The organism is Enterobacter asburiae, from assembly GCF_007035645.1.
Lineage (GTDB): Bacteria > Pseudomonadota > Gammaproteobacteria > Enterobacterales > Enterobacteriaceae > Enterobacter > Enterobacter asburiae_B.
On record NZ_AP019632.1, the window covers coordinates 3426369 to 3452400 of the forward strand.

The following is a 26032-nucleotide window of genomic DNA, read 5'->3' on the forward strand; positions in this document are numbered from 1 at the left end:
TCGGCTCCTTAGTCGTAATCCACGCGCAAATACCCGCGCGAGGTGAAGCGCCCTTCCGCTGGCTTATTGCCCGTCACGCTCACCGGCCAGACCCGGATCCCGACCTGCGCCTGCGCGCTGTCGTCGAGGCGGAACGGAATTTTGCTCGTCAGGTTGTTGGGTGTCAGCGGCGCCCCGCTCTCGTTGGCGATGATGAACCCCACATCCGGGTTATCCGACACCAGCACATTATCAGAGACTTTTTCCGCCTCGACCCGCATCGTCAGCATGGCGTTCGCCTCCACGTTGGTGCATTTGATGGCGATGGTTTTGCTTTGCGATGAGACCCCCTCCGGCTTGTTACCCACGCCCGCCTTGCTGAACAAGGAGGCGCCAATGTCGCCGAAATCAAACTCCACCACGTTACCGGCATTGATGGCGCAGCTTTGCGGCACCTGAATGGTTCCGCTGTAGCTGATGGTATAGACCGGCGTGGTTAACGGATCGGAAGAGGTAGTGGTGACGTAAACGCGGAACATGGTGGCACGCGGGATCACCACCATGTTGATAAAACGCCGGGTCACCTTAAGACGGAAGACTAGGCTGGAGTCCTGAACGCCAAACGGTTTGTTTTTGGAGACGTTAGGATGGCTCCCCATCTGGATATAGCTTTTTGGCGGGTAAAACACGCCAGCATAGCTGTCCGTGATTTTCATCGCCCCGTCCAGATAGTCGTTAAGCTTCAGATATTGATAGCCATCGCTCGTTCCTGTTACCGGATAATCAGTCACATAGCTGCGCTTGGTGGTATTCCCGGTCGTGCCCTTCGGGCAGACGGCATTCACCCCTACCCACTGCGATTTCTCGCTGAGCGTCACGACCTGCCCAATCTGGTTATTCGAGCTGTTGAATTTATCCGTCAGGTCGTAATGCACTTCCGTCGGCACGCCTTTTTCATTGACGCACACGGTCGCTAATGCGTTTGTCGCGGGCAGTAACGCCAGCAGCGACAAGGCAAAGAGTTGAGTTTTAATCACAGCCGATCCCCTTAAGTGTGATTGCCTGTTGCAGGCTCTGTTCAGACAAGCTGTAAGGTGCGCGACACTGGGACTGCGCCCCGTCGCCCCACTGGATCAGCAGTTCGCCCTCCAGCGGCAGCCCACTCAGGTAAATTTGTCCGTCATCCCCCACCATGCTGGTGACGCCGCTTTTGGTCTCACGCACCACCGCGCCGAACGGCACCGGCTGGTTGCCGCGCGTTACCGTCAGCAGGGCGCGCACGCCAATGCGGGTATCAAAGCTGGCGCGCACCAGCGCGCCTTTGGTCGGCACCACGCTGCTCACGTTGTTTTCGATATCGGTGTTGTTGCTCATGGTGTTGGTATCCAGCGCCACGCGGTTGTAGCGATAGACGGTGGCATACGGCATCACCGCGTAGCCTCGCCAGTCGGTTTTCACGCCGGTCTGGTTTTCAATACTGACGCCCGATGCTCCCGGCGCTTTGATCAGCACGTTGGTGTCGCCCAGCGGCTGGCTGAAGGTCACGCCGTCGGCGTGGCCGACCACCCCGCCGGAGAGCTGCCAGTTGAGATCGTGCTGGTCGCGGGAATAGTTGTAGCCCACGCCCAGCGTGCCGTAGGTCGCCTGCCAGTTGGCGCTGGCGCTTCCGCTTCCGCCGTTGGTGCTGGCGTGTCCCTGGGTCACGCTGTAGTTCAGGTTGCGATCCTCCAGCAGCGTTCCGCTGACGCCGGTTTGCCAGCTTGTGTCGCCGTCGCTGTTTCGACTGGCGGATGCCGTAGCGTAGGCGCGGTCAATCGCGCTGTCCCGGCGATAGCCCTGACGGGTAAAGAGGCTGAACGGCACGGAGACGTTAAACGACGCGATCCGATCGGTGCCGTCTATCCCCACGGATTTGTTCCACGACCACGAGACGGAGTAGTTGATCCCCTTCACGCCGCCCGCATAGCCCAGCTGGTACCAGAGGTTCGTCTCGTCTGTTCCCCAGTAGGTCTGCTCGCTACCGGAGATATAGACCGAGCCGTAGTCCCCCAGCGACTGAGATACGTTGAGCTGGAAGCGGCCTTTTTTATTCCACGTCAGGTTGTGATAGCTCTGCACGTCCGGCACATCGTTATCGTTCTGGCTATCGGCATACTGATAGCCCTCCATTGAGCGCCAGGCGACATCGTCGAGGGTGTAAAACCCTTTTGTGGAGTAGCGGTAGCCCAGCAGCTGGAAGTTAGTGCCGAAGCCGTTAAGGGATTTCGCGTAGAGGAAGCGCAGAGACTGCCCTTCGTGCCTGCTGTCGTCCGCGAGCTGGCTGCGGGCGTGGGTGATATCGAGCGAGACCGCGCCCCAGTCGCCCAGGTTTTTCCCGGCCCCGACGGCCACCGCGGTATAGCGTGACGCCAGCTGCGTCCCGCCGTAGAGCGTGTAACCGTTGGCTAGACCGGTAATCAGGGTGCCCTGAGTGAAGAACGGCGTATCCTGATCGCTGTTACCGCTGCGGTAATCCCCCGCAACGAGGTCATACTTCCAGCGCCCTTCACGCTGCAGGAGCGGCACGGTGGAGTACGGCACGGTATAGCGCTGCTGGGTGCCGTCTTTCTCTTCGACCGTGACTTCCAGGTCACCGCTTGAGGAGGTCGGGTTAAGATCGGTAATCGCAAATGCGCCCGGCTGGACATAGCTTTGATAGATAACGTAGCCGTTCTGGCGAACCACCACTTTGGCTGGCGTACGGGCGATCCCGCGCACGGTCGGCGCGTAGCCCTGCAGGCTGTCCGGGTACATGCTGTCAGACGAGAAGAGCCGCCCGCCGCGAAAACCCATGCTGTCGAAGACGTCATTCCCGGTATTGCTGTCGCCCAGCACCAGTTCGCTTTTGAGCGGGATGACGGTGCGCTGCGCCCAGGTGCCAATATTCTGCCACTCGCTGTGCCGCTGCCCGTTATTCTGCGTGTACCGCCATGCGCCGTTGTTACGTAAACGCCAGGCGCCATAGTTCAACCCGCTCTGCAGGTTCAGATAATAGCTGTCGTCTTCGCTTCCCCGGTTACCGGTGAAGCTGTAGTTCACCAGCGCAGCGGGAATGCCTTCATCCCACTGTTCAGGCGGAATGTAGCCCCGTGCGCTGTTTTGCAACGCCACCTGCGGCAGGCTGACGTCCAGACGCTGAGAGGCAAAATTGAATACCGTTTCGCTGCCGGGTATGGCCGTGGTCAACGGAACGCAGGTGTCGCCCTGCACCTTAGCCAGCTCGGGAAACGCCGCGACGTTGACGCCAAAGCGATCGAGCATCGCGCGCGTAATGCACGCCGACAAACCGCCCGCCACCGGCGGCGTGTTCTCGGCCTGCTCGAAACGCACGTCCTGGGTACCGATAAACTCATCGTTACGCCAGATATCCACGCGATAAACGCCGGGTGCCTGCTGGTGTCCTTGTTCAAAACGCGACAAATCCGCCACGCTGGCGGTGTCGTCCGACAAGAAGGCCGGGTTGAAATAACTTTCGCTCCAGCCAGCCTGCGGCCAGAGCGCAGCCATCAGCGCCAGTGCAACCGGGCAGTAACGTCCCTGGTGGTTTTTCATCGACCTGACTCTGCTCACAGGTTGACGCTACGCGCCGGGGTGATGGCACCGTAGTCATTCACGCTCTGCCAGGAAAGCGTACCGCCAGCACCGGCTGGCAGCACCTGCTGAGCCGAGCTTTTCGGCGCAACCATCAGGTTATCCAGCTGCTGCCCGCCCAGCTTCAGGTTGACGAGGGTGATGTAATACGGGGAAGCGTTGCTGACTTTGAGATGGCTGCCCGCGCGCTCAAACCGCAGCTGGGAAAGCGCCTCTTCCGGCTGCATCGCCAGGTTGTTCGGGCGCACAAACAGCTTGATGCGTGAGAGGATCGCCAGCTGCAGCACGTTATTGTTTTCCGTTTTCGCTTTATTCACCGACGGGATCGCCTTCACGTTCATGTAAAAGAGCGATTCGCGATCGGCAGGCAGCGCTGGCCCGGCGTAAATAATACGCAGCGTGTTTTCACTGTTCGGCTCGCTGACAAACAGGGGCGGAGTGACGGCAAAGGTTTTTTCTTTTTGCCCGCTCGCATTTTCGATCCACGCGTTAATTAAATAGCGTTCCTGTTTGTTGCTGTTAGTGATCGCCAGCGACGTTTGCTTCGCCTCTGCGGGATAAATAACGCGCGTGGCCCCCAGCGCAATACCGCCGGAAGCATTTGCGCAGGCAGAAACCATCATCAAAATAAACGATAAAAAAAGTCCTGGTTTAATTAGGGTATTCATCACAACCGTACCTTTAATAATGTGTTCGCAGGTGTTATGGATAAATCAACGTAAACCAGACATCCGACTGAATTTTGCCTGGCTCGAGGTGTTCGGAAATAGCCCGATAGCGGGCGCTAAAATGGAACGCGAGCTCGCGGGTATCGATCGGCAGCCAGCTGACGGCCGTGGCGTTTGGGATAATCTGACGCTGCTGTTCGTCAAAAAGCGCCAGCCCCACGCCGCTGCTGACGGGCGTTTCACCCGGCCGCGAGGTCGCCAGAAAGACCTGCGGATCTTCTGCGGGCGTCACGCCCTGAAACTGGATCCCCACGGTGCGCGAAACATCAACGCTGCAGTCCAGCAGCCGCACGGTAAAAGGCACGTTAACCGTGGAAAAACTGCCCACACCGGAAAATGAATTGGTTCGGTACTGCCCCATGTCGATGCGCATATTCTGGCTGTCTGGCGCCACGGCGCAGCCGCCGTTCACCAGTTCACCTCTGAGATGAACCTTGCCACCTTCGATCACCACGGTATGCGCCGATGCCGGGCAAGCCATCGCAAGGGTTAACAGCAGTAGTGTTCCAGTCCTTGTCATCCTTCGTTCCTGGCATTAGCGTATGACGGGCCTCGTCCGTGAGGCCTGAACATCCCTGTGCGGAGGAATTACTCGTATTTCATTACGAAGGTGGCGTCAGCGTTTGCCTGGCCTGGCTCAGTGGTGGCAGCCGTTGATTTGTAACGTGCGGTGAACTTCAGGGTGTTGGTCCCTTCGATCAGCGTCTGCGCAGCAGAGAAGGTCGCGCCGTCTGGGGTCAGAACGCTGGATTTGCTGTCGAGGATCTCGATACCCACGCCTTTTGCGGTGTTGTCGTTGTTACCGGAAGTCACGGCAAGCAGGGTTTTGTCGGTTGGGTCGATCTGACCGGTGAACGCAACAGCGGCAGTTTTGGCAACCAGCGGATCGCAATCATTCAGTTCAATGTTGAATGGAATATTAGAGGTGGTGTCGCCCACTTTGGTAAATTTCGCGGTGCGATACTGACCCAGATTAACGGTCTGCTCGGAAGAATCAGTATTTACTGAACAAGCCGCATTAACCAGCTCACCTTTAAAATGTACGGTACCGCCATTTACGGAAACCGGCGCAGCAGGATCTGCTGCATTTGCGGCACCTGCAACCAGGGCCAAAGTAGCAATAACAGTAGAAGCAATGTTGCTGAGTTTCATGTCTATTCCTTTAAAATGTAAATAACCCTTCCCGCGAATAATCGGGAATAAGAAATACGTTCAATTGATTAATTGAAAGCTTATTTCGGAGGAGACAAAGTAGCTCAGGACGCGTTTTTTAAATATGTCAAAACGCTGCCATTTCGCCAGGTCACATCCTAATCCCGCCTAAGAAATTGACCATCCCTTAAGAAGGGTTTTTGCGTCTCACTGATAAAAACGCGTAAAGGGTGACTGACAGCGACGCTCGCTTCTGACAAAATACACGCCATCCCCCCTTTCAAACGTTACAGACGGAATCTTCTCTCTGATGGCAGCAAAGATTATTGACGGTAAAACGATTGCGCAGCAGGTGCGCTCTGAGGTCGCGGAAAAAGTGAAGGCGCGTAAAGCTGCCGGAAAACGCGCCCCCGGGCTGGCCGTTGTGCTGGTTGGCAGCAACCCGGCATCGCAGATTTATGTCGGCAGCAAGCGCAAAGCGTGTGAAGAGGTGGGCTTCGTCTCCCGCTCTTACGATTTGCCGGAAACCACCAGCGAAGCAGAGCTGCTGGAACTTATTGACACCCTGAATGCCGACAAAGAGATCGACGGTATTCTGGTTCAGCTGCCGCTGCCGGCGGGTATCGACAACGTGAAGGTGCTGGAGCGTATCGCGCCGGATAAAGACGTGGACGGTTTCCATCCGTACAACGTTGGCCGCCTGTGCCAGCGCGCGCCGCGTCTGCGCCCGTGCACGCCGCGCGGCATTGTGACGCTGCTGGAGCGCTATAACATCGACACCTACGGTCTGAACGCCGTGGTTATCGGTGCGTCCAACATCGTGGGCCGCCCGATGAGCATGGAGCTGCTGCTGGCGGGCTGCACCACCACCGTGACCCACCGCTTCACCAAAAACCTGCGTCACCACGTCGAGAACGCCGATCTGCTGATCGTCGCGGTCGGCAAGCCGGGCTTTATTCCGGGCGAGTGGATCAAAGAAGGCGCGATTGTCGTGGACGTCGGGATTAACCGTCTGGAAAACGGCAAAGTGGTCGGCGACGTGGTGTACGAAGATGCCGCCGCGCGCGCGTCTTACATTACCCCCGTACCGGGCGGCGTAGGCCCGATGACCGTAGCAACGCTGATTCAGAATACGCTGCAGGCGTGCGAAGAATATCACGACGTAGAGGACGCGTAAGATGGCGACTTTTTCATTAGGTAAACACCCGCACGTTGAGCTGTGCGACCTGCTGAAGCTGGAAGGCTGGAGCGAAAGCGGCGCGCAGGCGAAAATCGTTATCGCCGACGGGCTGGTAAAAGTTGACGGCGTGGTAGAAACGCGCAAGCGCTGCAAGATTGTCGCGGGTCAGACCGTGAGCTTTGAAGGACAGAGCGTAACCGTTACGGCCTGAGCCGTATTATGCCCTCACCCTAACCCTCTCCCACAGGGAGAGGGGATATAAAATCCCCTCACACCCATCGCGGTTATTTATCGATCAACTTCAAATAATCACTATTTCATCTGTTGAAACATGAAAATTCTGTTGCGCGTTTTTCACTCTTTGCCCACGATAAGTAGAACGTTCTACTAAAACGTTCTACTTACAATAACAGCGCCAAGAAAGCGCTACTCGGGGGAAATCAGCATGAGTCTGATATCAGGGTTTGTTAAATCGCTGTCTAAGTTATCGATGATTGGTCGCGCCTTAATGCTGCCAATTTCACTGCTTCCCGCTGCGGGCCTGCTGCTGGCCTTCGGCGATAAGTTCCATCTGCCGCTGATGATGAACGCGGGCGGGGTTATTTTTGATAACCTGCCGATGCTGTTTGCCATTGGCTCCGCCGTGGGTCTGGCGTCAGAATCCGGCATCGCGGCGCTGTCTGCGGCGGTGTCGGTGTTTGTCACGAATATCACCATCAGCACCGTGCTGAGCATCACGCCGGAAATGGCCTCCCAGGGTGGGAAATACGCCATGGTGGTCGGCATCCCGACGCTGCAGATGGGCGTCTTCGGCGGCCTGATCTGCGGTATTCTCGCGGCCTGGTGCTATAACCGCTTCCACACCATGCAGCTGCCGGAGTTTCTGGGCTTCTTCTCCGGCAAGCGCTTCGTGGCCATTGCAACGGCGTTTCTGTCGTTCCTGATGGGGCTGCTGCTGCCGTACGTGTGGCAGCATATCCAGGCCGGTATCGACGCGCTCTCCGTGGTGGTGAACGGCGATAATCAGGCGGCGTCGACCTTTATCTTCGGTCTGGTAGAGCGCGCGCTGATCCCGCTCGGCCTGCACCACATCTGGTATCCGTCCTTCTGGTATTCGTTCGGGGATTACACCACCCAGGCTGGACAGGTGATCCACGGCGACCAGACGATCTGGTTCAAGATGCTGGAAGAAGGAGTGAAGTCCTTCAGCAGCGACACCTACCAGAATGCCGGTAAATTCATGCAGGGCGAATTCCCGCTGATGCTGTTCGCGCTGCCCGCCGCGTGCCTGGCGATGTATCACGAAGCCCATACGAAGAATAAGAAAATCGCGGCCGGTATTCTGTTCTCTGCGGCGCTGACCTGCTTCCTGACGGGGATCACTGAACCGGTAGAGTTTACCTTTATCTTCGTGGCGCCGATCCTGTACGTCTTTAACGCCATCATGGCGGGCCTGGCCTACATGACCATGTATTTACTGCATGCGCATATCGCCAAGTCGTTCTCCGCAGGCTTTATCGACTATCTGTCATTCGGGATCCTGCCGTCCTTTAACGGCTACAAGACCAACTTCCTGAATGCGATTATCATCGGCATTCCAATGGGTCTGATTTATTACTTCACGTTCCGCTTTGTGATCCGTCGTTTCGACGTGAAAACGCCGGGCCGCACTGAAGTGACCGCCAACGCGGATGATAAGTCTGATTCAGAACTCGCGACCGAGATCATCACCCTGCTGGGCGGGGCGCACAACATCGACTCCGTCGGCGCCTGTATCACCCGCCTTCGCCTGGAAGTGGCAAAAAGCGAGGTGGTCGATAAGGACGGCCTGAACGGACTCGGCGCGCGCGGCGTGGTCTTCGTCGGCGACAACGGTATCCAGGTGATATTCGGTGCCAGAGCACAGTTTATCGCCCAGACCATGTCCACCATGATCGGCAAATAATAAGATGCCTGAACGACGCGTCTCCTGTAGTCTGGGAGACGCATTGTCGTATCTGACTGATAATCGGTGAATTTCAGGGAGCGGTTTTGAAGAAAGTCAGCATTATTGATGTCGCAAAGCACGCGGGCGTGTCGGTCTCAACCGTCTCGCTGGTTTTGCGCCAGAAAGGGAAAATCTCAGAGGCAACGATCGAGAAGGTCAACGCTGCCATCAATACGCTGGGCTATGTTCATAACGTCGCCGCTGCCAACCTCCGCGCCAATACGTCCAATCTGATTGGCCTGATCCTCCGCGACTTTAGCGACAGTTTCTCCATCAAGGTGATGGCGAGTATCGTCCAGGATCTTGAAAAACAGGGGTATATGGTTTTTCTCGGCCAGCCCCAGAACGACCATGACCATCTTGAGCGCTGCCTGCTGTCGTTTAAGCAGCAGGGCGTCGCCGGGGTTATCTATCTGGCCTCGGATACCCGCACCTCCACCCTGCCGGAGCAGATTCGCCGCTGCCCGCTGCCGCTGGTGGTGGTCTCTCAGTCGCTGCTGGATGAAAAATGCAATCTGGTAATGCGCGATAACCGCCAGGCGGCAAATCTGGCGGTGCGTTATCTTATCGAGCGCGGCCATCGTAATATTGCCTACATTGGCGGGCGTGAAGGCTGCCTTATCCGCGAGCAGCGCCTTCTTGGTTTTCGCAGCGCGATGACGCAGAACGGGCTGGTCTGGCGCGATGAATACTCTCCGGCCTGCAGCGATGACACCCTGGCAGCGGGTTTCGCCACCCGCCAGCTGCTGGAAAAAAACAATACCATCACCGCCCTGCTCTGCCACTCGCCGGATGCCATGATCGGCTCCATCTCCGGTATTCATCAGGTTGGACGAACGGTGGGTAAAGATGTGTTTTTGACGCAGCAGGTCGCGCTGGTCGGTTTCGAAGATATGCTCCACGTTAACCTCACCTCGCCGTCCTTTACCTACGTCTCGTCAGCCAGCGAAGAGACGGGGCGTCAGGCTGCAGGGCTGATTATTCGCACGCTGAAGGAGCCGACGCTGCAAACCCAGCGCATTACGCTTTCCGGACAGCTTATCGCGCGCGAGTCGGCGTAAAAATAAGAATTTGACGCGGATCTGCCGGCGCGGGATTGCTGCTATATTTCCATGATTTGCCATGGATAATCGCAATGCCTACCGTTATTACGCACGCCGCTGTTCCGCTTTGTCTGGGCTTAGGCCTGGGAACCAAAGTGATTCCTCCCCGCCTGCTGTTTGCCGGGATTGTCCTCGCCATGCTGCCGGATGCCGACGTGCTGGCGTTCAAGTTCGGCGTCGCGTACGGCAATGTTTTCGGCCATCGCGGCTTTACCCACTCCCTGCTGTTCGCCTTTGTGGTGCCGATACTCTGCGTGCTGACTGGACGACGATGGTTCCGGGCCAGCCTGACGCGGTGCTGGCTGTTTTTAACCGTGTCATTGCTGTCGCACAGCCTGCTGGATTCGATTACCACGGGCGGGAAAGGCGTCGGCTGGCTGTGGCCGTGGTCAGATGAACGCTTCTTTGCGCCGTGGCAGGTGATTAAGGTCGCGCCGTTTGCGCTGTCGCGCTACACCACGCCGTACGGGCATCAGGTGATCGTGTCGGAGCTGCTGTGGGTGTGGCTGCCGGGAGTCGTGCTGATGGGGTTGCTGTGGTGGAGGAAACGTGGGCGCTGATGCCCTCACCCCGGCCCTCTCCCACGGGGAGAGGGAGAAAACCTAACAATTCCCTCTCCCTGCGGGAGAGGGTTAGGGTGAGGGGAAAATTACTTACGGCGCCAGGTGGTGCCCTGCGGGCCATCTTCCAGAATGATGCCCATCTCGGTCAGACGGTTGCGCGCCGCATCTGCCGCCGCCCAGTCTTTTGCCTGACGCGCTTCCAGACGCGCTTTGATCAACGCTTCAATTTCCGCCACTTCACCGTCGTCCGCCTGCGCACCGCTCTGCAGGAACGCGTCCGGATCCTGCTCCAGCAGGCCGAGCACGGAGGAGAGCTTACGCAGATGGGATGCCAGCGCATTCGCCGCGGCCATATCTTCTGACTTCAGGCGGTTCACTTCGCGCGCCATGTCGAACAGCACGGAGTACGCTTCCGGGGTGTTGAAGTCGTCGTTCATCACCTCAACAAAGCGGGCTTCAAACGCTTCGCCGCCTGCAGCAGGAACAGACCTGTCGGTACCGCGCAGCGCGGTGTACAGACGCTCCAGCGCCGAGCGCGCCTGTTTCAGGTTCTCTTCGCTGTAGTTCAGCTGGCTGCGATAGTGGCCGGACATCAGGAAGTAGCGCACGGTTTCCGCATCGTAATACTTCAGCACGTCGCGCACGGTGAAGAAGTTACCCAGCGATTTAGACATCTTCTCGCGGTCAACCATTACCATCCCGGAGTGCATCCAGTAGTTCACGTACTCGCCGCCGTGGGCGCAGGTGGACTGCGCGATTTCATTTTCATGGTGCGGGAACATCAGGTCCGAACCGCCGCCGTGAATATCGAAGTGCTTGCCCAGCTGCTTGCAGTTCATCGCGGAACATTCAATGTGCCAGCCCGGACGGCCTTCGCCCCACGGTGATGGCCAGCTTGGCTCGCCCTCTTTGGACATTTTCCACAGCACGAAGTCCATCGGGTTACGCTTCACGTCAACCACGTCAACGCGCGCGCCGGCCTGGAGCTGGTCCAGATCCTGACGGGAAAGCGAACCGTAGGTTGGGTCCGTCGGCACCGAGAACATCACGTCACCGTTGTCCGCAACGTAGGCATGACCGCGAGCGATCAGCTTTTCGGTGATCTCGATGATTTCGTGAATATGGTGGGTCGCGCGCGGCTCGCTGTCCGGGCGCTGAATATTCAGGGCGTCGAAATCTTTGTGCATTTCGACGATCATGCGATCGACCAGCGCAACAAAGCTTTCGCCGTTTTCATTAGCGCGCTTGATGATTTTGTCGTCGATGTCGGTGATATTACGCACGTATTTCAGGGTGTAGCCCAGAAAACGCAGGTAGCGTGACACCACGTCAAAAGCGACAAAGGTACGGCCATGGCCAATGTGACAGAGATCGTAAACCGTAATACCACACACGTACATGCCGACTTCCCCGGCATGGATAGGTTTAAATTCCTCTTTCTGGCGCGTCATTGTATTAAAGATTTTTAACATCGAAGATTCCATGTAAACACGTGTGTGGTTGAAAACCGGCTATTCTACCCGTAATTCAAACCCGAAGCAGCACACAATGCAAGGTGATCGCATCCTGTGGTTATGCTATAACAAGCCCCTATAGATGACCCGAACGCGGGTCGACGTACCACAATAACGGAACAGGATGCAAAAATGGTTACTTTCCACACTAATCATGGCGATATCGTAATCAAAACCTTTGATGACAAAGCGCCTGAAACAGTTAAAAACTTCCTGGACTACTGCCGCGAAGGTTTCTACAACAACACCATTTTCCACCGCGTGATCAACGGTTTTATGATCCAGGGCGGCGGTTTCGAACCTGGCATGAACCAGAAAGAGACCAAAGAAGCGATTAAAAACGAAGCGAACAACGGTCTGAAAAACACCCGCGGTACGCTGGCAATGGCCCGTACTCAGGCGCCACACTCTGCCACCGCGCAGTTTTTCATCAACGTGGCGGACAACGACTTCCTGAACTTCTCCGGCGAAAGCCTGCAGGGTTGGGGCTACTGCGTATTCGCAGAAGTGGTTGAAGGTATGGACGTGGTTGACAAGATCAAAGCCGTCGCTACTGGCCGCAGCGGTATGCACCAGGACGTTCCTAAAGAAGACGTTGTGATTACAAGCGTGACCGTCAGCGAGTAATTCGTGGCGACACTCTTTATTGCGGATCTGCATCTGCAAGCAGAAGAACCGGCGATAACCGCCGGTTTTCTGCGTTTTTTACGCGGTGAAGCGAAAAGCGCCGATGCGCTGTACATCCTGGGCGACCTCTTTGAAGCCTGGATTGGCGACGACGACCCTAACCCGCTGCACCGTGAAATGGCCGCCGCCATTCACGCGCTCGTGGATTCCGGCGTTCCCTGCTACTTCATTCACGGCAACCGTGATTTCCTGATCGGCAAGCGCTACGCCCGCGAAAGCGGCATGACGCTGCTGCCGGAAGAGCAGGTGCTCGACCTCTATGGCCGCAGGGTTCTGATTATGCATGGCGACACGCTCTGCACCGACGATACCGGCTACCTCGCGTTTCGCGCCAAAGTCCACACCCCGTGGATCCAAAAGGTGTTCCTTGCGCTGCCGCTGTTTGTCCGCAACCGTATCGCCGCCAGAATGCGCGCGGGCAGTAAAGCCGCCAACAGCAGCAAATCCATGACCATCATGGACGTGAACCCGCAGGCCGTGGTGAGCGTGATGGAAAAGCATGGCGTTCAGTGGTTGATCCACGGTCATACCCATCGTCCTGACGTCCATTCCCTTATCGCCAACGGCGAACCGGCCCATCGCGTGGTATTAGGTGCCTGGCACACCGAAGGCTCCATGGTCAAAGTCACGCCAGAGGGCGTGGAGCTGATCGCGTTTCCGTTTTAACCTCTCGCACCATCATTCTATTTTTTTGAACAATATCGGCAAATTGTTTCGATTTTAATCAGCCCGTGGTCGGCCTATTATTTGTCACATCAGGGCAACACGCCCTATTCCAGATAAAACACTTAAGGAATACGACCATGAAATCTATCAAAACTTTCGTTGCAGTTGCCGCTCTTTCCCTGGTTTCTTTCGGTTCTTTCGCTCAAAGCGTGAGCGCAACCGCCTCTACCCTTGACCGCGCAGAAGCGAAAATTGCCGCGCAGGCCGCCGAGCAGAATGCCTCTTATAAAATCACGAGCGCGAAGGTCAACAACCGCGTGTACATGACCGCAGAACTGACTAAATAAAAACCCTGATTGCCGTGCCGCCAGCGAAGACGTGCGACAGCGACAATACGATGAGGAAGGAACAGAGAATGAAAAACATCAGCATCGTAAGTACCCTGCTGCTGGCAGTCGTGTTGTCCACTGGCGCACAGGCCGCGGAGAATCGCTTCTCCGTGCCAAAATCGGGCTCGAATGCCGACACCAGCATGGTGAATCATATCGATGTCAGCCGCGCGTTCGACAACGAGAACCTGTCCGCAGGGGATCTTCAGTAACATCACATAAAAGACCGCCATCGTGCGGTCTTTTTTGTTATCGCTTTCTCGCCATAACTGCTCGCCTTTTAACCGCGCAACCGTTTTCCTTGCCCGTATAACATGCTATTCTCTGTGCCCTCGAAAGCAGTGTGTTTCGCACCACAGGAGTTTTAAGACGCATGTCTTCCCGCAATAATCCGGCGCGTGTCGCCATCGTGATGGGGTCCAAAAGCGACTGGGCTACCATGCAGTTCGCCGCCGAAATCTTTGAAATCCTGAATGTTCCGCACCACGTTGAAGTGGTCTCCGCGCACCGTACACCGGACAAACTGTTCAGCTTCGCCGAAAGCGCCGAAGAGAACGGTTATGAGGTGATCGTTGCCGGCGCGGGCGGCGCAGCACATCTGCCAGGCATGATTGCCGCCAAAACCCTGGTGCCGGTACTGGGCGTTCCGGTCCAAAGCGCCGCGTTAAGCGGTGTGGATAGCCTCTACTCCATCGTCCAGATGCCGCGCGGTATTCCTGTCGGCACGCTGGCGATTGGTAAAGCGGGTGCGGCGAACGCAGCCCTGCTGGCGGCGCAAATTCTTGCGACGCACGATAAAGCATTACACCAGCGTCTGGCGGAGTGGCGTAAAGCCCAGACCGACGAGGTGCTGGACAATCCGGACCCGCGGGGTGCGGCATGAAGCAGGTTTGCGTCCTCGGTAACGGCCAGCTAGGCCGCATGCTGCGTCAGGCCGGTGAGCCGCTGGGTATTGCCGTCTGGCCCGTCGGGCTGGACGCCGAACCGGAAGCCGTACCGTTCCACCAGAGCGTGATCACCGCCGAGATCGAACGCTGGCCGGAAACGGCTCTGACCCGCGAGCTGGCGCGTCATAACGCCTTCGTTAACCGCGACGTGTTCCCGATCATCGCCGACCGTCTGACGCAAAAGCAGCTGTTCGACAAGCTCGGTCTGCCGACCGCGCCGTGGCAGCTCCTGTCCGATAAAAGCGAGTGGAATGACGTTTTCGCGATGCTGGGCGAGCTGGCAATCGTGAAGCGCCGCGTGGGCGGTTACGACGGCCGCGGCCAGTGGCGCCTGCGTGCAGATGAAACGGCAGAACTGCCGGACGACTGCTACGGCGAGTGCATCGTTGAGCAGGGCATTAACTTCAGCGGTGAAGTGTCGCTGGTTGGCGCGCGCGGGCACGACGGGCATACCGTCTTTTATCCGCTGACGCATAACCTGCATCAGGACGGCATTCTCCGCACCAGCGTCGCCTTCCCGCACGCCAATGCTGACCAGCAGGCGCAGGCGGAAGATATGCTCTCTGCCATCATGCACGAACTCGGGTATGTGGGCGTCATGGCGATGGAGTGCTTTATCACCCCGTCCGGTCTGCTGATCAACGAACTTGCGCCGCGCGTGCACAACAGCGGCCACTGGACGCAAAACGGCGCGTCCATCAGCCAGTTCGAGCTGCACCTGCGCGCGATTACGGACCTGCCGCTGCCGCAGCCCGTGGTGAACAGCCCGTCGGTGATGATCAACCTGATCGGCACCGATCTGAACTACGACTGGCTGAAGCTGCCGCTCGTGCATCTGCACTGGTATGACAAAGAGGTTCGCGCGGGTCGTAAGGTCGGTCACCTGAACCTGAACGACAGCGACACGGGCCGCCTGAGCGCCACCCTGGAAGCGATGATCCCGCTCCTGCCGCCGGAATATGCGAGCGGTATTGTCTGGGCACAGTCTAAGCTCAAGTAAGACATCTGCGCCGGGGAGTTGATCTTCCCCTTCCCCGGCGTACAATCCCCGCCCATTGCTGCTGAGTTTTCTTCTGGAACAACCATGAACGATGGAACGGACTATCGCGCGATCCTCGCGTCTGATACCCCTTTAATCGACGTTCGCGCGCCGATCGAATTTGCCCAGGGCGCGATGCCTGCGGCGGTCAACCTGCCCTTAATGAACGACGACGAGCGCGCCGCCGTCGGTACCTGCTATAAACGCCAGGGCCCCGAGGCCGCGCTGGCGCTCGGCCATCAGCTGGTGAGCGGCGAGACGCGTGAGGCACGCATTAACGCCTGGCGGGAAGCCAGCCTTACCCATCCTGAGGGCTTTCTCTGCTGCGCGCGCGGCGGCCAGCGCTCGCATATCTCGCAGGCCTGGCTGAAAGAGGCGGGCGTTGACTACCCGCTGATCCGCGGCGGCTATAAGGCTCTGCGTCAGACGGCGATTCAGGTGACTATCGAGCAGTCGCAAAAGCCGATGGTGCTTATTGGCGGCTGCACCGGAAACGGCAAAACCCTGCTGGTGAAGCAGCACGCGCAGGGCATCGATCTGGAAGGGCTGGCGCACCATCGCGGTTCGTCGTTTGGCCGCACGCTCACGCCGCAGCTTTCCCAGGCCAGCTTTGAAAACCACCTTGCGGTTGAGCTCCTGAAAAAAAACGCCGCGCGCTGGGTGCTGGAAGACGAGGGCCGGATGATTGGCTCCAACCACCTGCCGGAGTGCCTGCGCGACCGCATGGCTGAAGCCCCTATCGTTGTCGTCGAAGACCCGTTTGACGTCCGCCTTGAGCGCCTGCGCGAAGAGTATTTCGACCATATGTGGGCAGACTTTTCTGCCGCATACGGCGAGGAAGCGGGCTGGAAAGAATACAGCGAGTATCTGCACCACGGCCTGTTCGCCATTCGCCGCCGTCTGGGGCTGCAGCGGTATGCAGAATTCACCGCGCTGTTAGATTCCGCGCTGCTGGAACAGCAACTCTCCGGCAGCACAGAGGCGCACTTCAGCTGGCTTGCGCCGCTGCTGAAGGACTATTACGACCCGATGTACGGCTATCAGCTGGAGAAAAAGGCGGAGAAGATTGTGTATCGCGGGACGTATGGCGAGGTCGCTGACTGGCTTAATCGCTAAAACAAAGCCGGGTGGCGAGGTAAAAGCAAAACGGCAACCAGGGTTGCCGTTTTTAATGTTTGTTCCCTCTCCCCGTGGGAGAGGGTCAGGGTGAGGGCATCAGGCCGCACCCTACAAGACGACTTAGAAGTCGTAACGCAAACGCACCAGGTTCATGTCGCCCAGGTTGTCGGTGCTGGAGGTGAACACGTGTTCGTAATCCACGCGGAAACCGTAATCCAGCTGGAAGCTGATACCCACGCCGTTGTCGATGCGCTGGTAGTTACGGCCGTTCACGTACTCAATACGGTCACCCATGAAGTAAGGCTGGATGGATTTAACCGCGTACTGACCGATTGGGAACTTGTAGCCCGCAAAGTATTCAATACCCCATGCATCACCGGCGAAGTAGTCGTTAACAGACACTTTTTTGGTGGTCAGGAAGTTCTGGTACCAGCCGCCGCCAGCGGAGAAGGTCCAGTTGTCCGGCGTCCAGCTCAGCGCGGTACCGAGGATGTTCTGGTCGTAGGTTTTGCTGTCGCCGTTGTCCGGGTTACGCATGTCCGCGCGGGTGTAGTTCCACGCCGCGCCCCAGGTCAGGTCGGTGGTCAGGTGGTAATCCAGACCCAGCGAGCCGCCGCCTTTACGCTTGTAGCGCAGGCCGTTGCCCGGCAGGTATTCGCTGTCTTCAAACAGGTAGGATGCATAAATATCGGCATCACCCACGGTTTTCTTATATTTCAGCATCTGGCGTGAACGGTAAGATCCGTCGTAATCGCCGTTGATCCCGTTACCTGGCGCCTGACCGATCATGTCGTAGTCCCAGATATCGGTTTTCGCGCCCACCACATCATAGTAAACGCTGTTCTGTTGACCGAAGGTCAGCGTACCCCAGGTGTCGCTCTTCAGACCGGTGTAGAGCATACGACGCGTGGTGTCGTGTGCGCCGTCGGCGTAGTGGTGATCCCAGTTAAACTGCGCAGGAATATTGACACCAAGCTCGTAGTAGCTGATCCAGCTGATGTCATCAAACAGATAGTAATCAGCCGCGAAACGGAAACGGGTGCCGCCGTCAAAGCCGTTACGCTTGTAGCTGTTTTTACCGTCGTCGCCGGTCATGTTCTGGAACTGAGGACGAATACTGCCGCCAACGGTAAAGTTCAGGCGGCTCAGCGGGTTACCCGCCTGAGGATCCTGCTTAAGAACGGTGATTTCCGCCTGAGAAGCGAAGGTAGTCAATGCCACTGCCGCGCCGATCGTTGCCGCCAGCGCTGATTTTTTTATAGTCATTATTTTTCCTTAATAGACACGCTGCTAAATATTTAGCGGGTGAATATTAACTGGAAATAATCGGGCCGTGTGGTCGGGTTTTTAATGTTTTGTGCTACTAAATGAGTGGGTATTATCACTTTGTGCTATTTAAACGCTGCGCACCGGCATTAAAACCCGGCGCGCAACTATCACCGTACTAAATCAACTCGCAAACTGACGGAACAGGGCTTTCCCCTTTAACAGCCGCGTGCCGAGCCAGCCTCCGCAAAGAGAAAGCAGTACCGCGCCGCTGAGAGGCAGGATCAGCCAGAGGCGCCAGTCAGGCTCCCACGGGAAGTCGAAGACCTTTGTCTGCAGCACCGCCAGCGCCGTTTCCGCGCCAATGGCCGCTACCAGACCCGCCACCAGCCCCAGCAGCGCAAACTCGCTCCAGAGCGTCATCCGCAGCAGCCGCTTTCCAGCCCCCAGCGTGCGGTAGACCACCAGCTCCTGATGGCGCTGGCGCATGCCCACCTGCACCTGGGCCAGCAGCAACAGCACGCCGCAGATCGTCACCAGCACCACCATCACCTCCAGCGCGCGGCTCACCTGCTCCAGCACCTGCCCCACCTGCTTCAGGATCGCGCCAATATCCAGCAGGCTGACCGTCGGAAACTCCCGGTTGAGCTGGGTCAGCATGCCGTTGCCGTTTTCCCAGCGGAAGCTGGTCAGCCAGCTCTGCGGCTGACCGTCCAGCGCGCCCGGCGGGAAGATAAAGAAGAAGTTTGGCCGCAGGCTTTCCCAGTCCACCTTGCGCAGGCTGGTGACTTTCGCCGTGAAATCCTGGGTATCGCCGGTAAAGGTCACGCTGTCCCCGAGCTTCACGTTCAGCCGCGTCGCCAGCCCCTCTTCCATCGACACCTCACCCGCTTTCGGCGGCCAGGTGCCCGCGGTTATCGGGTTGTGGTCAGGGCGTTTCTCCTGCCAGGTCAGGTTCAGCTCGCGGTTCAGCGACTCGTCCTTGTTTCCGTCCGTTGGCTGACCGTTGATCTGCGTCAGACGCGCGCGCACGATGGGATAGAACGATTCAGGAATAATATGATGCTCCGACAGGAAGCCCTTCAGCGGCGTGACCTGCTCAGGGGCAATGTTGATCAGGAAATAGTTCGGGCTTTCCGGGGGAAGCTGCTGCTGCCAGCGATCCAGCAGATCGCCGCGCAGCACTAACAGCAGCGCCAGCAGCATAAACGACAGCGAAAACGCCGACAGCTGGCTGAGCGTTGACCACGGCTGATGCAGCAGGCGGTTGACCGCCAGGCGCACGGGCAGGGATTTCACCGTGAGCCGCTTCAGGACGTTAAGCAGTATCCAGCCCAGCACGCCGCACAGCAGCGCCAGCACAACCGCCCCGGCCAGTACCGCCCACAGCAGCGTGCTGCCCCCCATCAGCCACGCCAGCAGCCCCACCGCCACGGCAATAATCACCGGAAGGTAGAACTTCAGCGGCCAGACGTTCGCCACCACATCGTTGCGAAGCACGCGCAGCGGCTGCGTCGCGAGCAGCAGGCGGTAGGGGCGTAGCCCCACCAGCAGCGAAATCACCGTCATCGCACCGATTGCCCACAGCCACGGCCAGAGGCTGGCCGGCGGCAATGCGGCCGGGAGCACCGGCTTCAGCATCACCATCAGCAGTTTTTCAAACAGCAGCCCGATTATTCCGCCAGTAATCGCGGAGAGGACCAGCAGCATCAGCCACTGGCCGACAATCAGCTTGCGCAGCTGCGCCCTGCCCGCCCCCAGGGTTTTGAGGATCGCCACCAGGTCGTAACGGCTGCGGCAGTAGTGGCCCATCGCCACGGCAACCGCCGCAATGGCCAGCAGCAGGGTTAACAGCGCCGAAAGCAGCAGGAACTGCTGAGAACGTTCAAGAGATTTGCCGAGCGCCCCTTCGTCCTGCTCCAGCCCGTACCAGCGGTGCTCTGGTTTGAGCTGCGGCAGAAGCCATTTTTCGTACGCGTCAAGCTGGGCAGGCGTGCCGCCAAACTTATAGCGCCAGGTGACGCGGCTTCCCGGCTGAACAGCATGGGTTGCCGCAACATCCGCGGTGTTCATCAGCAGGCGCGGCGCAAGCTGGAAGGGGTTAAAGCCAGAATCGGGCTCCTGCACCACTTCCCCGGCGATTTTCAGCGTGGCGTCACCGACGTCGATACTATCGCCGGGTTTCAGGTTCAGAAGCACCATCAGACGTGATGCCAGAAGCACCGTGCCGGGCTTTGGCTTCAGCCCTGGCGGGCTGGTCTGCAGTTCGCCGTACATCGGGTAGATATCATCGACGGCCTTCACGCTGGCGAGCTGCGGCGTGTCGCCCGCAAAGGTCATGGTCTGGAAGCTTATCTGCTCCCCCACCTTCAGCCCCTCTTTGCGCGCCTCGTCAATCCAGCCCGACGGCACCGGGCGGGAGCTTTGCAGCGCCCGGTCCCCCGCCATAAACTCCCGGCTCTGCTGGCTAAGCCCTTTTTCCATGCGGTCGCTGACGCTGCCGAGCGCCAGCACGCAGGCCACCGCCAGGCTTAGCGCCAGCCAGACAATCAGCAGCGAGGGGGAACGCCACTCGCGCCAGAACCAGCGGGTAATCATGCCTCCTCCTGAAGAATACCGTTCACCAGCCGCAGGCGGCGATCGCAGCGGGCGGCGAGCTGCGGATCGTGGGTTACGAGGATCAGCGTGGTGCCATGCTCGCGGTTGAGCGAAAACAGCAGTTCGGCAATTTTGTCGCCGGTTTTACGGTCAAGGTTACCGGTGGGCTCATCGGCAAACAGGACTTCGGGACGACCGTTAAACGCCCGCGCCAGCGCCACGCGCTGCTGCTCACCGCCGGAAAGCTGTGCGGGAAGGTGGTCGAGACGCTTGCCCAGACCGAGCTGATCCAGCAGCGCCTTCGCGTGCGCCCGGCTTTCACGGCTGTTTTCACCGCGCAACAGCGCCGGGAGTTCGACGTTTTCCAGCGCGTTCAGAGTGGGGATCAGCATAAAGGACTGAAAGACAAAACCAACGTGACGCGCGCGCAGCGCGGCCCGCGCCTCTTCATCAAGCTGGTGCAGCGGTTGCCCGACCAGGTGGACCTCGCCGCTGCTGCCGTCGTCCAGACCGGCCAAAATCGCCAGCAGCGTGGACTTGCCGGAGCCGGATTCGCCAATCAGCGCGATGGTTTCAGCGCGTTTGACAACGAGTTCAACTCCAGTAAGGATGGAAAGCTCGTGTTCCCCCTGACCGACGGACTTCTTAAGATGATGAACTTCAACACTGTTTTCCGCTGGCATTTGCCCTTCCTGTTTTTGATTCTGATGACCTTCCGCGCGGCGGCAGCGGACACGTTACTGGTTCTCGGCGACAGCCTGAGCGCAGGCTATCGCATGGCGGCGAGCGCGGCCTGGCCCGCTCTGCTCAACGACAAATGGCAGAGCAAGACGTCGGTAATTAACGCCAGCATCAGCGGCGATACCTCGCAGCAGGGCCTGTCGCGCCTGCCTGCACTGCTCAAACAGCATCAGCCGCGCTGGGTGCTGGTGGAGCTTGGCGGTAACGATGGATTGCGCGGTTTTCAGCCTCAGCAAACCGAGCAAACGCTGCGCACCATTTTGCAGGATATCAAAGCGGCAAACGCCCAGCCGCTGCTGATGCAAATTCGCCTGCCCGCTAACTACGGTCGTCGGTATAATGAAGCCTTTAGCGCGATCTACCCTAAGCTTGCCAAAGAGTTTGATATTCCGCTGCTGCCATTTTTCATGGAAGAGGTCTATCTCAAACCCCAGTGGATGCAAGACGACGGGATCCACCCCAATCGCGATGCTCAGCCGTTTATTGCCGACTGGATGGCAACGCGGCTGGCTCCTTTAGTTAAACATGACTCCTGATTAAGCGGAGATCCTGACAGGTAAAGTTATGCAAAAATCGGTCTTAATTACAGGATGTTCCAGTGGAATCGGCCTGGAAAGCGCGCTCGAACTGAAGCGCCAGGGGTTTCGGGTGCTGGCGGCGTGTCGCAAACCCGACGATGTCGAACGAATGAACGGGCTGGGCTTTACCGGCGTGCTGCTGGATATGGACTCGCCGGAGAGCGTTGAACGCGCCGCCGATGAGGTGATCGCGCTGACCGACAATCGTCTGTACGGACTCTTTAACAATGCCGGCTACGGCGTGTATGGTCCGCTGGATACGCTCTCCCGCGAAACGCTGGAGAAACAGTTTTCGACCAACTTCTTCGGCGTGCATCAGCTCACCATGCGCCTGCTCCCCGCGATGCTGCCGCACGGTGAAGGGCGCATCGTGATGACATCGTCAGTGATGGGGCTGATTTCCACCCCGGGCCGCGGCGCCTATGCCGCCAGCAAATATGCGCTGGAGGCCTGGTCCGACGCCCTGCGCATGGAGCTGCGCCACAGCGGCATCAAGGTCAGCCTGATTGAGCCCGGCCCGATCCGCACCCGCTTTACCGAAAACGTGAACCAGACCCAGGCGGATAAGCCGGTCGAGAACCCCGGCATTGCCGCACGTTTTACCCTCGGGCCAGAGGCGGTGGTGGCCAAAGTGCGCCATGCTTTTGAGAGCGAACATCCTAAAATGCGCTATCCGGTGACGCTGGTCACCCATGCCGTAGGCTGGTTAAAACGCCTGCTGCCGGGCCGGATGATGGACAAAATTTTGCACGGTTGAGTTGAAGCGACGACGCTCATCCCCATGTAAAGAACAAACCGACAAAAGAGAAAGCCGCATGTCCGTACAGAATATCGTCAATATTACAGAAGCTAACCTGCAACAGACCCTTGAACAGTCGATGACCAAACCGGTCCTGTTCTACTTCTGGTCTGAACGCAGCCAACACTGCCTGCAGCTGACGCCGGTGCTGGAAAGCCTTGCCGCCCAGTACAACGGTCAGTTCATTCTCGCTAAGCTGGACTGCGACGCCGAGCCGATGGTGGCGTCTCAGTTTGGTCTGCGCGCCATCCCAACCGTCTATCTGTTCCAGAACGGCCAGCCCGTTGACGGTTTCCAGGGGCCGCAGCCGGAAGAGGCTATCCGCGCCCTGTTGGATAAAGTGCTGCCGCGTGAAGAAGAGCTGAAGGCGCAGGAAGGCATGGCGCTGATGCAGGAAGGTAAATACGACGAGGCGCTGCCGCTGCTCAAAGAGGCGTGGCAGCTGTCGAATCAGAACAGCCAGATTGGCCTGCTGCTGGCGGAAACGCAGATCGCCCTGCACCGTTCAGAAGACGCGGAAGCCGTACTCAAGACGGTTCCGCTGCAGGATCAGGACACCCGCTATCAGGGTCTGGTCGCGCAGATTGAGCTGCTGAAACAGGCGGCGGACACCCCGGAAATTCAGCAGCTGCAGCAGCAGGTTGCCGACAACCCGGCCGATGCCGCGCTGGCAAGCCAGCTGGCGCTGCAGCTGCACCAGGTGGGGCGTAACGAAGAGGCGCTGGAGCTGCTGTTCAGCCACCTGCAAAAAGACCTGGCAGCAGCAGACGGTCAGGCGCGCAAGATGTTCCAGGAAATTCTGGCCGCGCTGGGCACCGGAGACGCGCTGGCGTCGAAGTATCGTCGTCAGCTGTACGCGTTGCTCTACTAACAAAAAAATGCCCGGTGGCGCTAACGCTTACCGGGCCTACAAAACAGGCTTAACCCGTTTTCTTTAATTGCGTTACCACCAGCTGGTGGCGCGTGTTGTAGAACTTCCGATAGGTCAGGTAGCAGGCAATGATGGTTGACAGGCTTGCCGTGGAGAGCAGCATAAACGTCACCATGATCTGATACTTAATCGCTTTGACCGGATCGATACCGGCAAAAATCAGCCCCGACATCATGCCCGGCAGGCTTACCAGCCCCACCGTTTTGGCTGAATCTACCGTTGGGATCAGCGATGAGCGAATGCTCTCACGGATCAGCCGCGCCGAGGCCACTTTAGGCGTCGCTCCCAGGCTTAATTTCTCCTGCAGCTGCTGCTGTTCACTGCTGAAGCGCTGGCCGAGATTGTTATAACAGAGCCCAACGGCCACCATGGCGTTCCCCGCAATCATCCCGGAGATAGGGATAACCTGCATCGGCGTAAAGGCAATCGAGCCGGAGAGCACCAGCACCGCCAGCGTGAGCGCCGTCCCGGTGGTAATGGCGATAAACGACGAGATAAACGCCTTATCAATGTATTTACTGCGCTTTTTCGCATTCCACGCCGCGTTGAAACAGATAAAGAGCACCATCAGCAGCGTCAGCACCGCGTGGTTGACGTTGAAAATATACTTCAGCACATAGCCGACGATGATGAGCTGAACCACCGCGCGGCAGATACTCCACACAATATCTTTTTCCAGCCCCAGCTTTTCCCGGTAGCTGACCACAATTGCAATCAATACCAGCACCATCGAAAACGCCAGTGATTCATTGGTAATGTTATGCTCACCCACGGTTAGCCTCCTGCATTTTCCCGCCGTGCGGCTGAAGCGTAATCACGTCATCCGCATGGGTTATTTCATTAGCGTCGTGCGTCACCCACAGCACGGCAATATTCTGCTCCCGGGCGTAGCGATGAATAATCTCGTTAACGTTGCGCTTGTTGACGTCATCGAGCGCGCTGGTAATTTCATCCAGCAAAAGCACCTTCGGTAAAAACTGCAGGTTGCGGATCAGCGAGACGCGCTGCTTTTCTCCGCCTGACAGCGCAGTGATGGATTTGGTTAACGTCTCCTGCGCCAGGCCAAAGCGGGCCAGATCGCTGATAAACTTTTCCGGCTCCGGCGTTTTATTGCGGATTTGCCACGGGAAAATCAGGTTGTCATAAACCGTATCGCCAAACAGCGCGGGGGTTTGCACGCAGTAGGAGACCTGCTGGCGGTAGTTTTCCGGGGACAGGGTTGAGATATCCTGTCCTTCAAACAGAATGGTGCCCTCCGTCGGGCTGAGGAGTGAGGCCACAATTTTCAGCAGCGTGCTTTTACCGCAGCCCGAAGGTCCCGTGATTAATTTAAACTCGCCCGGCGACAGGCTAAACCCGACGTGCTGGAGAATAATATTTTCTCCAACACGAAATCCGATATCCCTGAGATGTAATAGTTCTTTTTTATCGTTCATTACGCTTCCGTTAACCGCTTCGTGTAATAACCGCCTGTAGCATAATCCTTTCGTGCGCACAGAGCGAATAGCCTCACGCTAAAGCAAGTGTTAAACTTTTTGTTTGTCATTTGTCTCCACCATCACTACAGGAAGTAAGCAGCATGGCACATATCTTTTATGAGTTTCCTTCCCTGAAGCCTGGTGTTCCTGATGTCGAAACATTAATGGAAGTCATCAAATCGTCGGAACTCACGCGTTTTGTCATTGGCGCAGAGGTGGTGGATTTTGTTAAGAAGGCGCTCATCGTGAACACCACGATCGGCAGTTTCAAAAATTGCTATTTCGCCTTCGACAACGGGACACACTTCCTGGAATTTGACGGCAAGGGAAAATCCAAACGTTTCAATGAGGTACCCGACTGGTTCGTCTCTCCGGCTGAATTTTCTCGTACCCAGTGGCTTATCAACCACGATCTTGCGGATGTAAAGGCCACCCAATTCATTGACGTGCTGATGTCCTATCCGCTGAAAGAGCGCCGTGCGCACTGTAATTTGTTATTCGGGCTGGAGCTGGAAAAGGTGAATGCGGTTCCGGCCCCAGCGTCAGCCGCAGGGAAAATCGGCAATAAAAACGGTAAAACGACCAAACCGCGCGTGACCGATCTGGGATCGTTTGAATTGTTCAGCCAGTTCTTTGCGCGCATGAAAACCGCCGTGCTGGCCGATGAGTTTCCCACCCTGCAGGTTCTGACGGGCATGGATAACCTGACTAAAGCGCCGCATAATTTAAAGCAGGGTATCAGAACGTGGTTCAAAGCCATCGCGGGCGATCTTCCTCCCAATAACAAGCGCGTTGAAGCGGGAAATGCCGTTCTGTTCTGCGCCCCCATTCGCGAACAGATCCAACGTATCGAAGCGCTGGGGCTGGAGAAGTACTACCAGGGATTATCCAAAGCCATTGCCGAAGCGGGTGATGGATTCATCTCTGACTTTACCTATACTTACGAGCAATAAACACA

At 57.6% G+C, this 26032-nt stretch carries 27 protein-coding genes; 16 read left to right on the forward strand and 11 right to left on the reverse strand.

Going from position 1 to position 26032, the window contains the following annotated elements:
* Positions 1 to 8: 8 nt before the first annotated feature.
* The 5 genes from fimH to fimA form a co-directional block, all read right to left on the reverse strand.
* Entirely contained in the window at positions 9 to 1016 is a 1008-nt protein-coding gene (gene fimH, locus FOY96_RS16415) for a type 1 fimbria D-mannose specific adhesin FimH (protein ID WP_033144826.1), read from the reverse strand.
* Positions 1009 to 3570 carry a fimbrial biogenesis usher protein gene (locus tag FOY96_RS16420; protein WP_143347446.1) on the reverse strand — a complete coding sequence of 854 codons (2562 nt, stop codon included), beginning with the start codon at positions 3568 to 3570 and terminating at the stop codon, positions 1009 to 1011. The genes fimH and FOY96_RS16420 overlap by 8 nt, the downstream gene beginning before the upstream one ends.
* Positions 3571 to 3584: 14 nt before the next feature.
* Positions 3585 to 4277: a type 1 fimbria chaperone FimC gene (gene fimC / locus FOY96_RS16425; protein WP_032661434.1), complete on the reverse strand. Its 693-nt coding sequence runs from the start codon at positions 4275 to 4277 to the stop codon at positions 3585 to 3587.
* Positions 4278 to 4311: 34 nt separating this feature from the next.
* Positions 4312 to 4857 (reverse strand): type 1 fimbrial protein subunit FimI, encoded by a 546-nt coding sequence (gene fimI, locus FOY96_RS16430; protein ID WP_023310642.1) that lies wholly within the window; start codon positions 4855 to 4857, stop codon positions 4312 to 4314.
* A 68-nt stretch (positions 4858 to 4925) separates the two neighbouring features.
* On the reverse strand, positions 4926 to 5489 hold the full coding sequence (gene fimA, locus FOY96_RS16435) for a type 1 fimbrial major subunit FimA (protein ID WP_023310641.1): 564 nt from the start codon (positions 5487 to 5489) through the stop codon (positions 4926 to 4928).
* 310 nt (positions 5490 to 5799) lie between these two features.
* Here fimA and folD point away from each other — a divergent pair, with 310 nt between their 5' ends.
* The 5 genes from folD (at position 5800) to FOY96_RS16460 (ending at position 10319) form a co-directional block, all read left to right on the forward strand.
* Positions 5800 to 6666, forward strand: a complete 867-nt coding sequence (gene folD, locus FOY96_RS16440; protein ID WP_008499332.1) for a bifunctional methylenetetrahydrofolate dehydrogenase/methenyltetrahydrofolate cyclohydrolase FolD — start codon at positions 5800 to 5802, stop codon at positions 6664 to 6666.
* Position 6667: 1 nt separating this feature from the next.
* Positions 6668 to 6880 (forward strand): ribosome-associated protein YbcJ, encoded by a 213-nt coding sequence (gene ybcJ, locus FOY96_RS16445; RefSeq protein WP_023334767.1) that lies wholly within the window; start codon positions 6668 to 6670, stop codon positions 6878 to 6880.
* 234 nt (positions 6881 to 7114) lie between these two features.
* Positions 7115 to 8614, forward strand: a complete 1500-nt coding sequence (locus tag FOY96_RS16450) for a PTS transporter subunit EIIC (RefSeq protein ID WP_029741054.1) — start codon at positions 7115 to 7117, stop codon at positions 8612 to 8614.
* An 86-nt stretch (positions 8615 to 8700) separates the two neighbouring features.
* Positions 8701 to 9717, forward strand: a complete 1017-nt coding sequence (malI, locus tag FOY96_RS16455; protein ID WP_023310638.1) for a Mal regulon transcriptional regulator MalI — start codon at positions 8701 to 8703, stop codon at positions 9715 to 9717.
* Between the two features lie 74 nt (positions 9718 to 9791).
* Complete coding sequence (locus FOY96_RS16460; protein WP_039263988.1) at positions 9792 to 10319, forward strand: metal-dependent hydrolase; 528 nt, start codon at positions 9792 to 9794, stop codon at positions 10317 to 10319.
* An 89-nt stretch (positions 10320 to 10408) separates the two neighbouring features.
* Here FOY96_RS16460 and cysS read toward each other — a convergent pair whose 3' ends face one another.
* Positions 10409 to 11794, reverse strand: a complete 1386-nt coding sequence (gene cysS, locus FOY96_RS16465) for a cysteine--tRNA ligase (protein ID WP_029741052.1) — start codon at positions 11792 to 11794, stop codon at positions 10409 to 10411.
* Between the two features lie 174 nt (positions 11795 to 11968).
* Between cysS and ppiB the strand changes: the two genes are divergently transcribed.
* From ppiB to mnmH, 7 genes are all read left to right on the forward strand, one after another.
* On the forward strand, positions 11969 to 12463 hold the full coding sequence (ppiB, locus tag FOY96_RS16470) for a peptidylprolyl isomerase B (protein ID WP_023310635.1): 495 nt from the start codon (positions 11969 to 11971) through the stop codon (positions 12461 to 12463).
* Positions 12464 to 12466: 3 nt separating this feature from the next.
* Positions 12467 to 13189: a UDP-2,3-diacylglucosamine diphosphatase gene (lpxH, locus tag FOY96_RS16475; protein ID WP_143347447.1), complete on the forward strand. Its 723-nt coding sequence runs from the start codon at positions 12467 to 12469 to the stop codon at positions 13187 to 13189.
* A 137-nt stretch (positions 13190 to 13326) separates the two neighbouring features.
* Positions 13327 to 13536 carry a YdgH/BhsA/McbA-like domain containing protein gene (locus FOY96_RS16480; RefSeq protein WP_023310633.1) on the forward strand — a complete coding sequence of 70 codons (210 nt, stop codon included), beginning with the start codon at positions 13327 to 13329 and terminating at the stop codon, positions 13534 to 13536.
* Positions 13537 to 13604: 68 nt separating this feature from the next.
* The gene (locus tag FOY96_RS16485; protein WP_032661445.1) at positions 13605 to 13790 is read left to right on the forward strand and encodes a hypothetical protein; all 186 of its coding nucleotides are present in this window, start codon (positions 13605 to 13607) and stop codon (positions 13788 to 13790) included.
* A 161-nt stretch (positions 13791 to 13951) separates the two neighbouring features.
* Entirely contained in the window at positions 13952 to 14461 is a 510-nt protein-coding gene (gene purE / locus FOY96_RS16490; RefSeq protein WP_023310631.1) for a 5-(carboxyamino)imidazole ribonucleotide mutase, read from the forward strand.
* Positions 14458 to 15525 (forward strand): 5-(carboxyamino)imidazole ribonucleotide synthase, encoded by a 1068-nt coding sequence (purK, locus tag FOY96_RS16495; RefSeq protein ID WP_032661448.1) that lies wholly within the window; start codon positions 14458 to 14460, stop codon positions 15523 to 15525. Before purE ends, purK begins: the two co-directional genes overlap by 4 nt.
* A gap of 84 nt (positions 15526 to 15609) precedes the next feature.
* Complete coding sequence (gene mnmH / locus FOY96_RS16500) at positions 15610 to 16680, forward strand: tRNA 2-selenouridine(34) synthase MnmH (RefSeq protein WP_143347448.1); 1071 nt, start codon at positions 15610 to 15612, stop codon at positions 16678 to 16680.
* Between the two features lie 123 nt (positions 16681 to 16803).
* Here the strand turns inward: mnmH and FOY96_RS16505 are convergent, their stop codons facing one another.
* The 3 genes from FOY96_RS16505 to ybbA form a co-directional block, all read right to left on the reverse strand.
* Positions 16804 to 17949 (reverse strand): porin, encoded by a 1146-nt coding sequence (locus FOY96_RS16505; protein WP_023310628.1) that lies wholly within the window; start codon positions 17947 to 17949, stop codon positions 16804 to 16806.
* Between the two features lie 183 nt (positions 17950 to 18132).
* The gene (ybbP, locus tag FOY96_RS16510) at positions 18133 to 20547 is read right to left on the reverse strand and encodes a putative ABC transporter permease subunit YbbP (RefSeq protein ID WP_143347449.1); all 2415 of its coding nucleotides are present in this window, start codon (positions 20545 to 20547) and stop codon (positions 18133 to 18135) included.
* Positions 20544 to 21230 (reverse strand): putative ABC transporter ATP-binding protein YbbA, encoded by a 687-nt coding sequence (gene ybbA / locus FOY96_RS16515; RefSeq protein WP_143347450.1) that lies wholly within the window; start codon positions 21228 to 21230, stop codon positions 20544 to 20546. The genes ybbP and ybbA overlap by 4 nt, the downstream gene beginning before the upstream one ends.
* Between ybbA and tesA the strand changes: the two genes are divergently transcribed.
* The 3 genes from tesA to FOY96_RS16530 are packed head-to-tail and all read left to right on the forward strand — an operon-like array spanning position 21201 to position 23536.
* Positions 21201 to 21824 (forward strand): multifunctional acyl-CoA thioesterase I/protease I/lysophospholipase L1, encoded by a 624-nt coding sequence (gene tesA / locus FOY96_RS16520; protein ID WP_032661743.1) that lies wholly within the window; start codon positions 21201 to 21203, stop codon positions 21822 to 21824. The two genes, ybbA and tesA, sit on opposite strands and share 30 nt — an antisense overlap.
* 28 nt (positions 21825 to 21852) lie before the next feature.
* A complete protein-coding gene (locus FOY96_RS16525; protein ID WP_014882827.1) occupies positions 21853 to 22623 on the forward strand; it encodes an SDR family oxidoreductase in 771 nt (256 codons plus the stop codon).
* Between the two features lie 58 nt (positions 22624 to 22681).
* Entirely contained in the window at positions 22682 to 23536 is an 855-nt protein-coding gene (locus tag FOY96_RS16530) for a co-chaperone YbbN (RefSeq protein ID WP_023310624.1), read from the forward strand.
* Between the two features lie 49 nt (positions 23537 to 23585).
* On the opposite strand, the gene fetB is transcribed toward FOY96_RS16530, so the two are convergent.
* Together fetB and fetA are read right to left on the reverse strand one after the other, a co-directional pair.
* Positions 23586 to 24368, reverse strand: a complete 783-nt coding sequence (fetB, locus tag FOY96_RS16535; RefSeq protein WP_039263980.1) for an iron efflux ABC transporter permease subunit FetB — start codon at positions 24366 to 24368, stop codon at positions 23586 to 23588.
* Positions 24361 to 25032 carry an iron efflux ABC transporter ATP-binding subunit FetA gene (gene fetA, locus FOY96_RS16540; protein ID WP_045887951.1) on the reverse strand — a complete coding sequence of 224 codons (672 nt, stop codon included), beginning with the start codon at positions 25030 to 25032 and terminating at the stop codon, positions 24361 to 24363. Before fetA ends, fetB begins: the two co-directional genes overlap by 8 nt.
* A gap of 143 nt (positions 25033 to 25175) precedes the next feature.
* Between fetA and FOY96_RS16545 the strand changes: the two genes are divergently transcribed.
* A complete protein-coding gene (locus FOY96_RS16545; protein WP_033144808.1) occupies positions 25176 to 26027 on the forward strand; it encodes a hypothetical protein in 852 nt (283 codons plus the stop codon).
* Positions 26028 to 26032 lie beyond the last annotated feature (5 nt).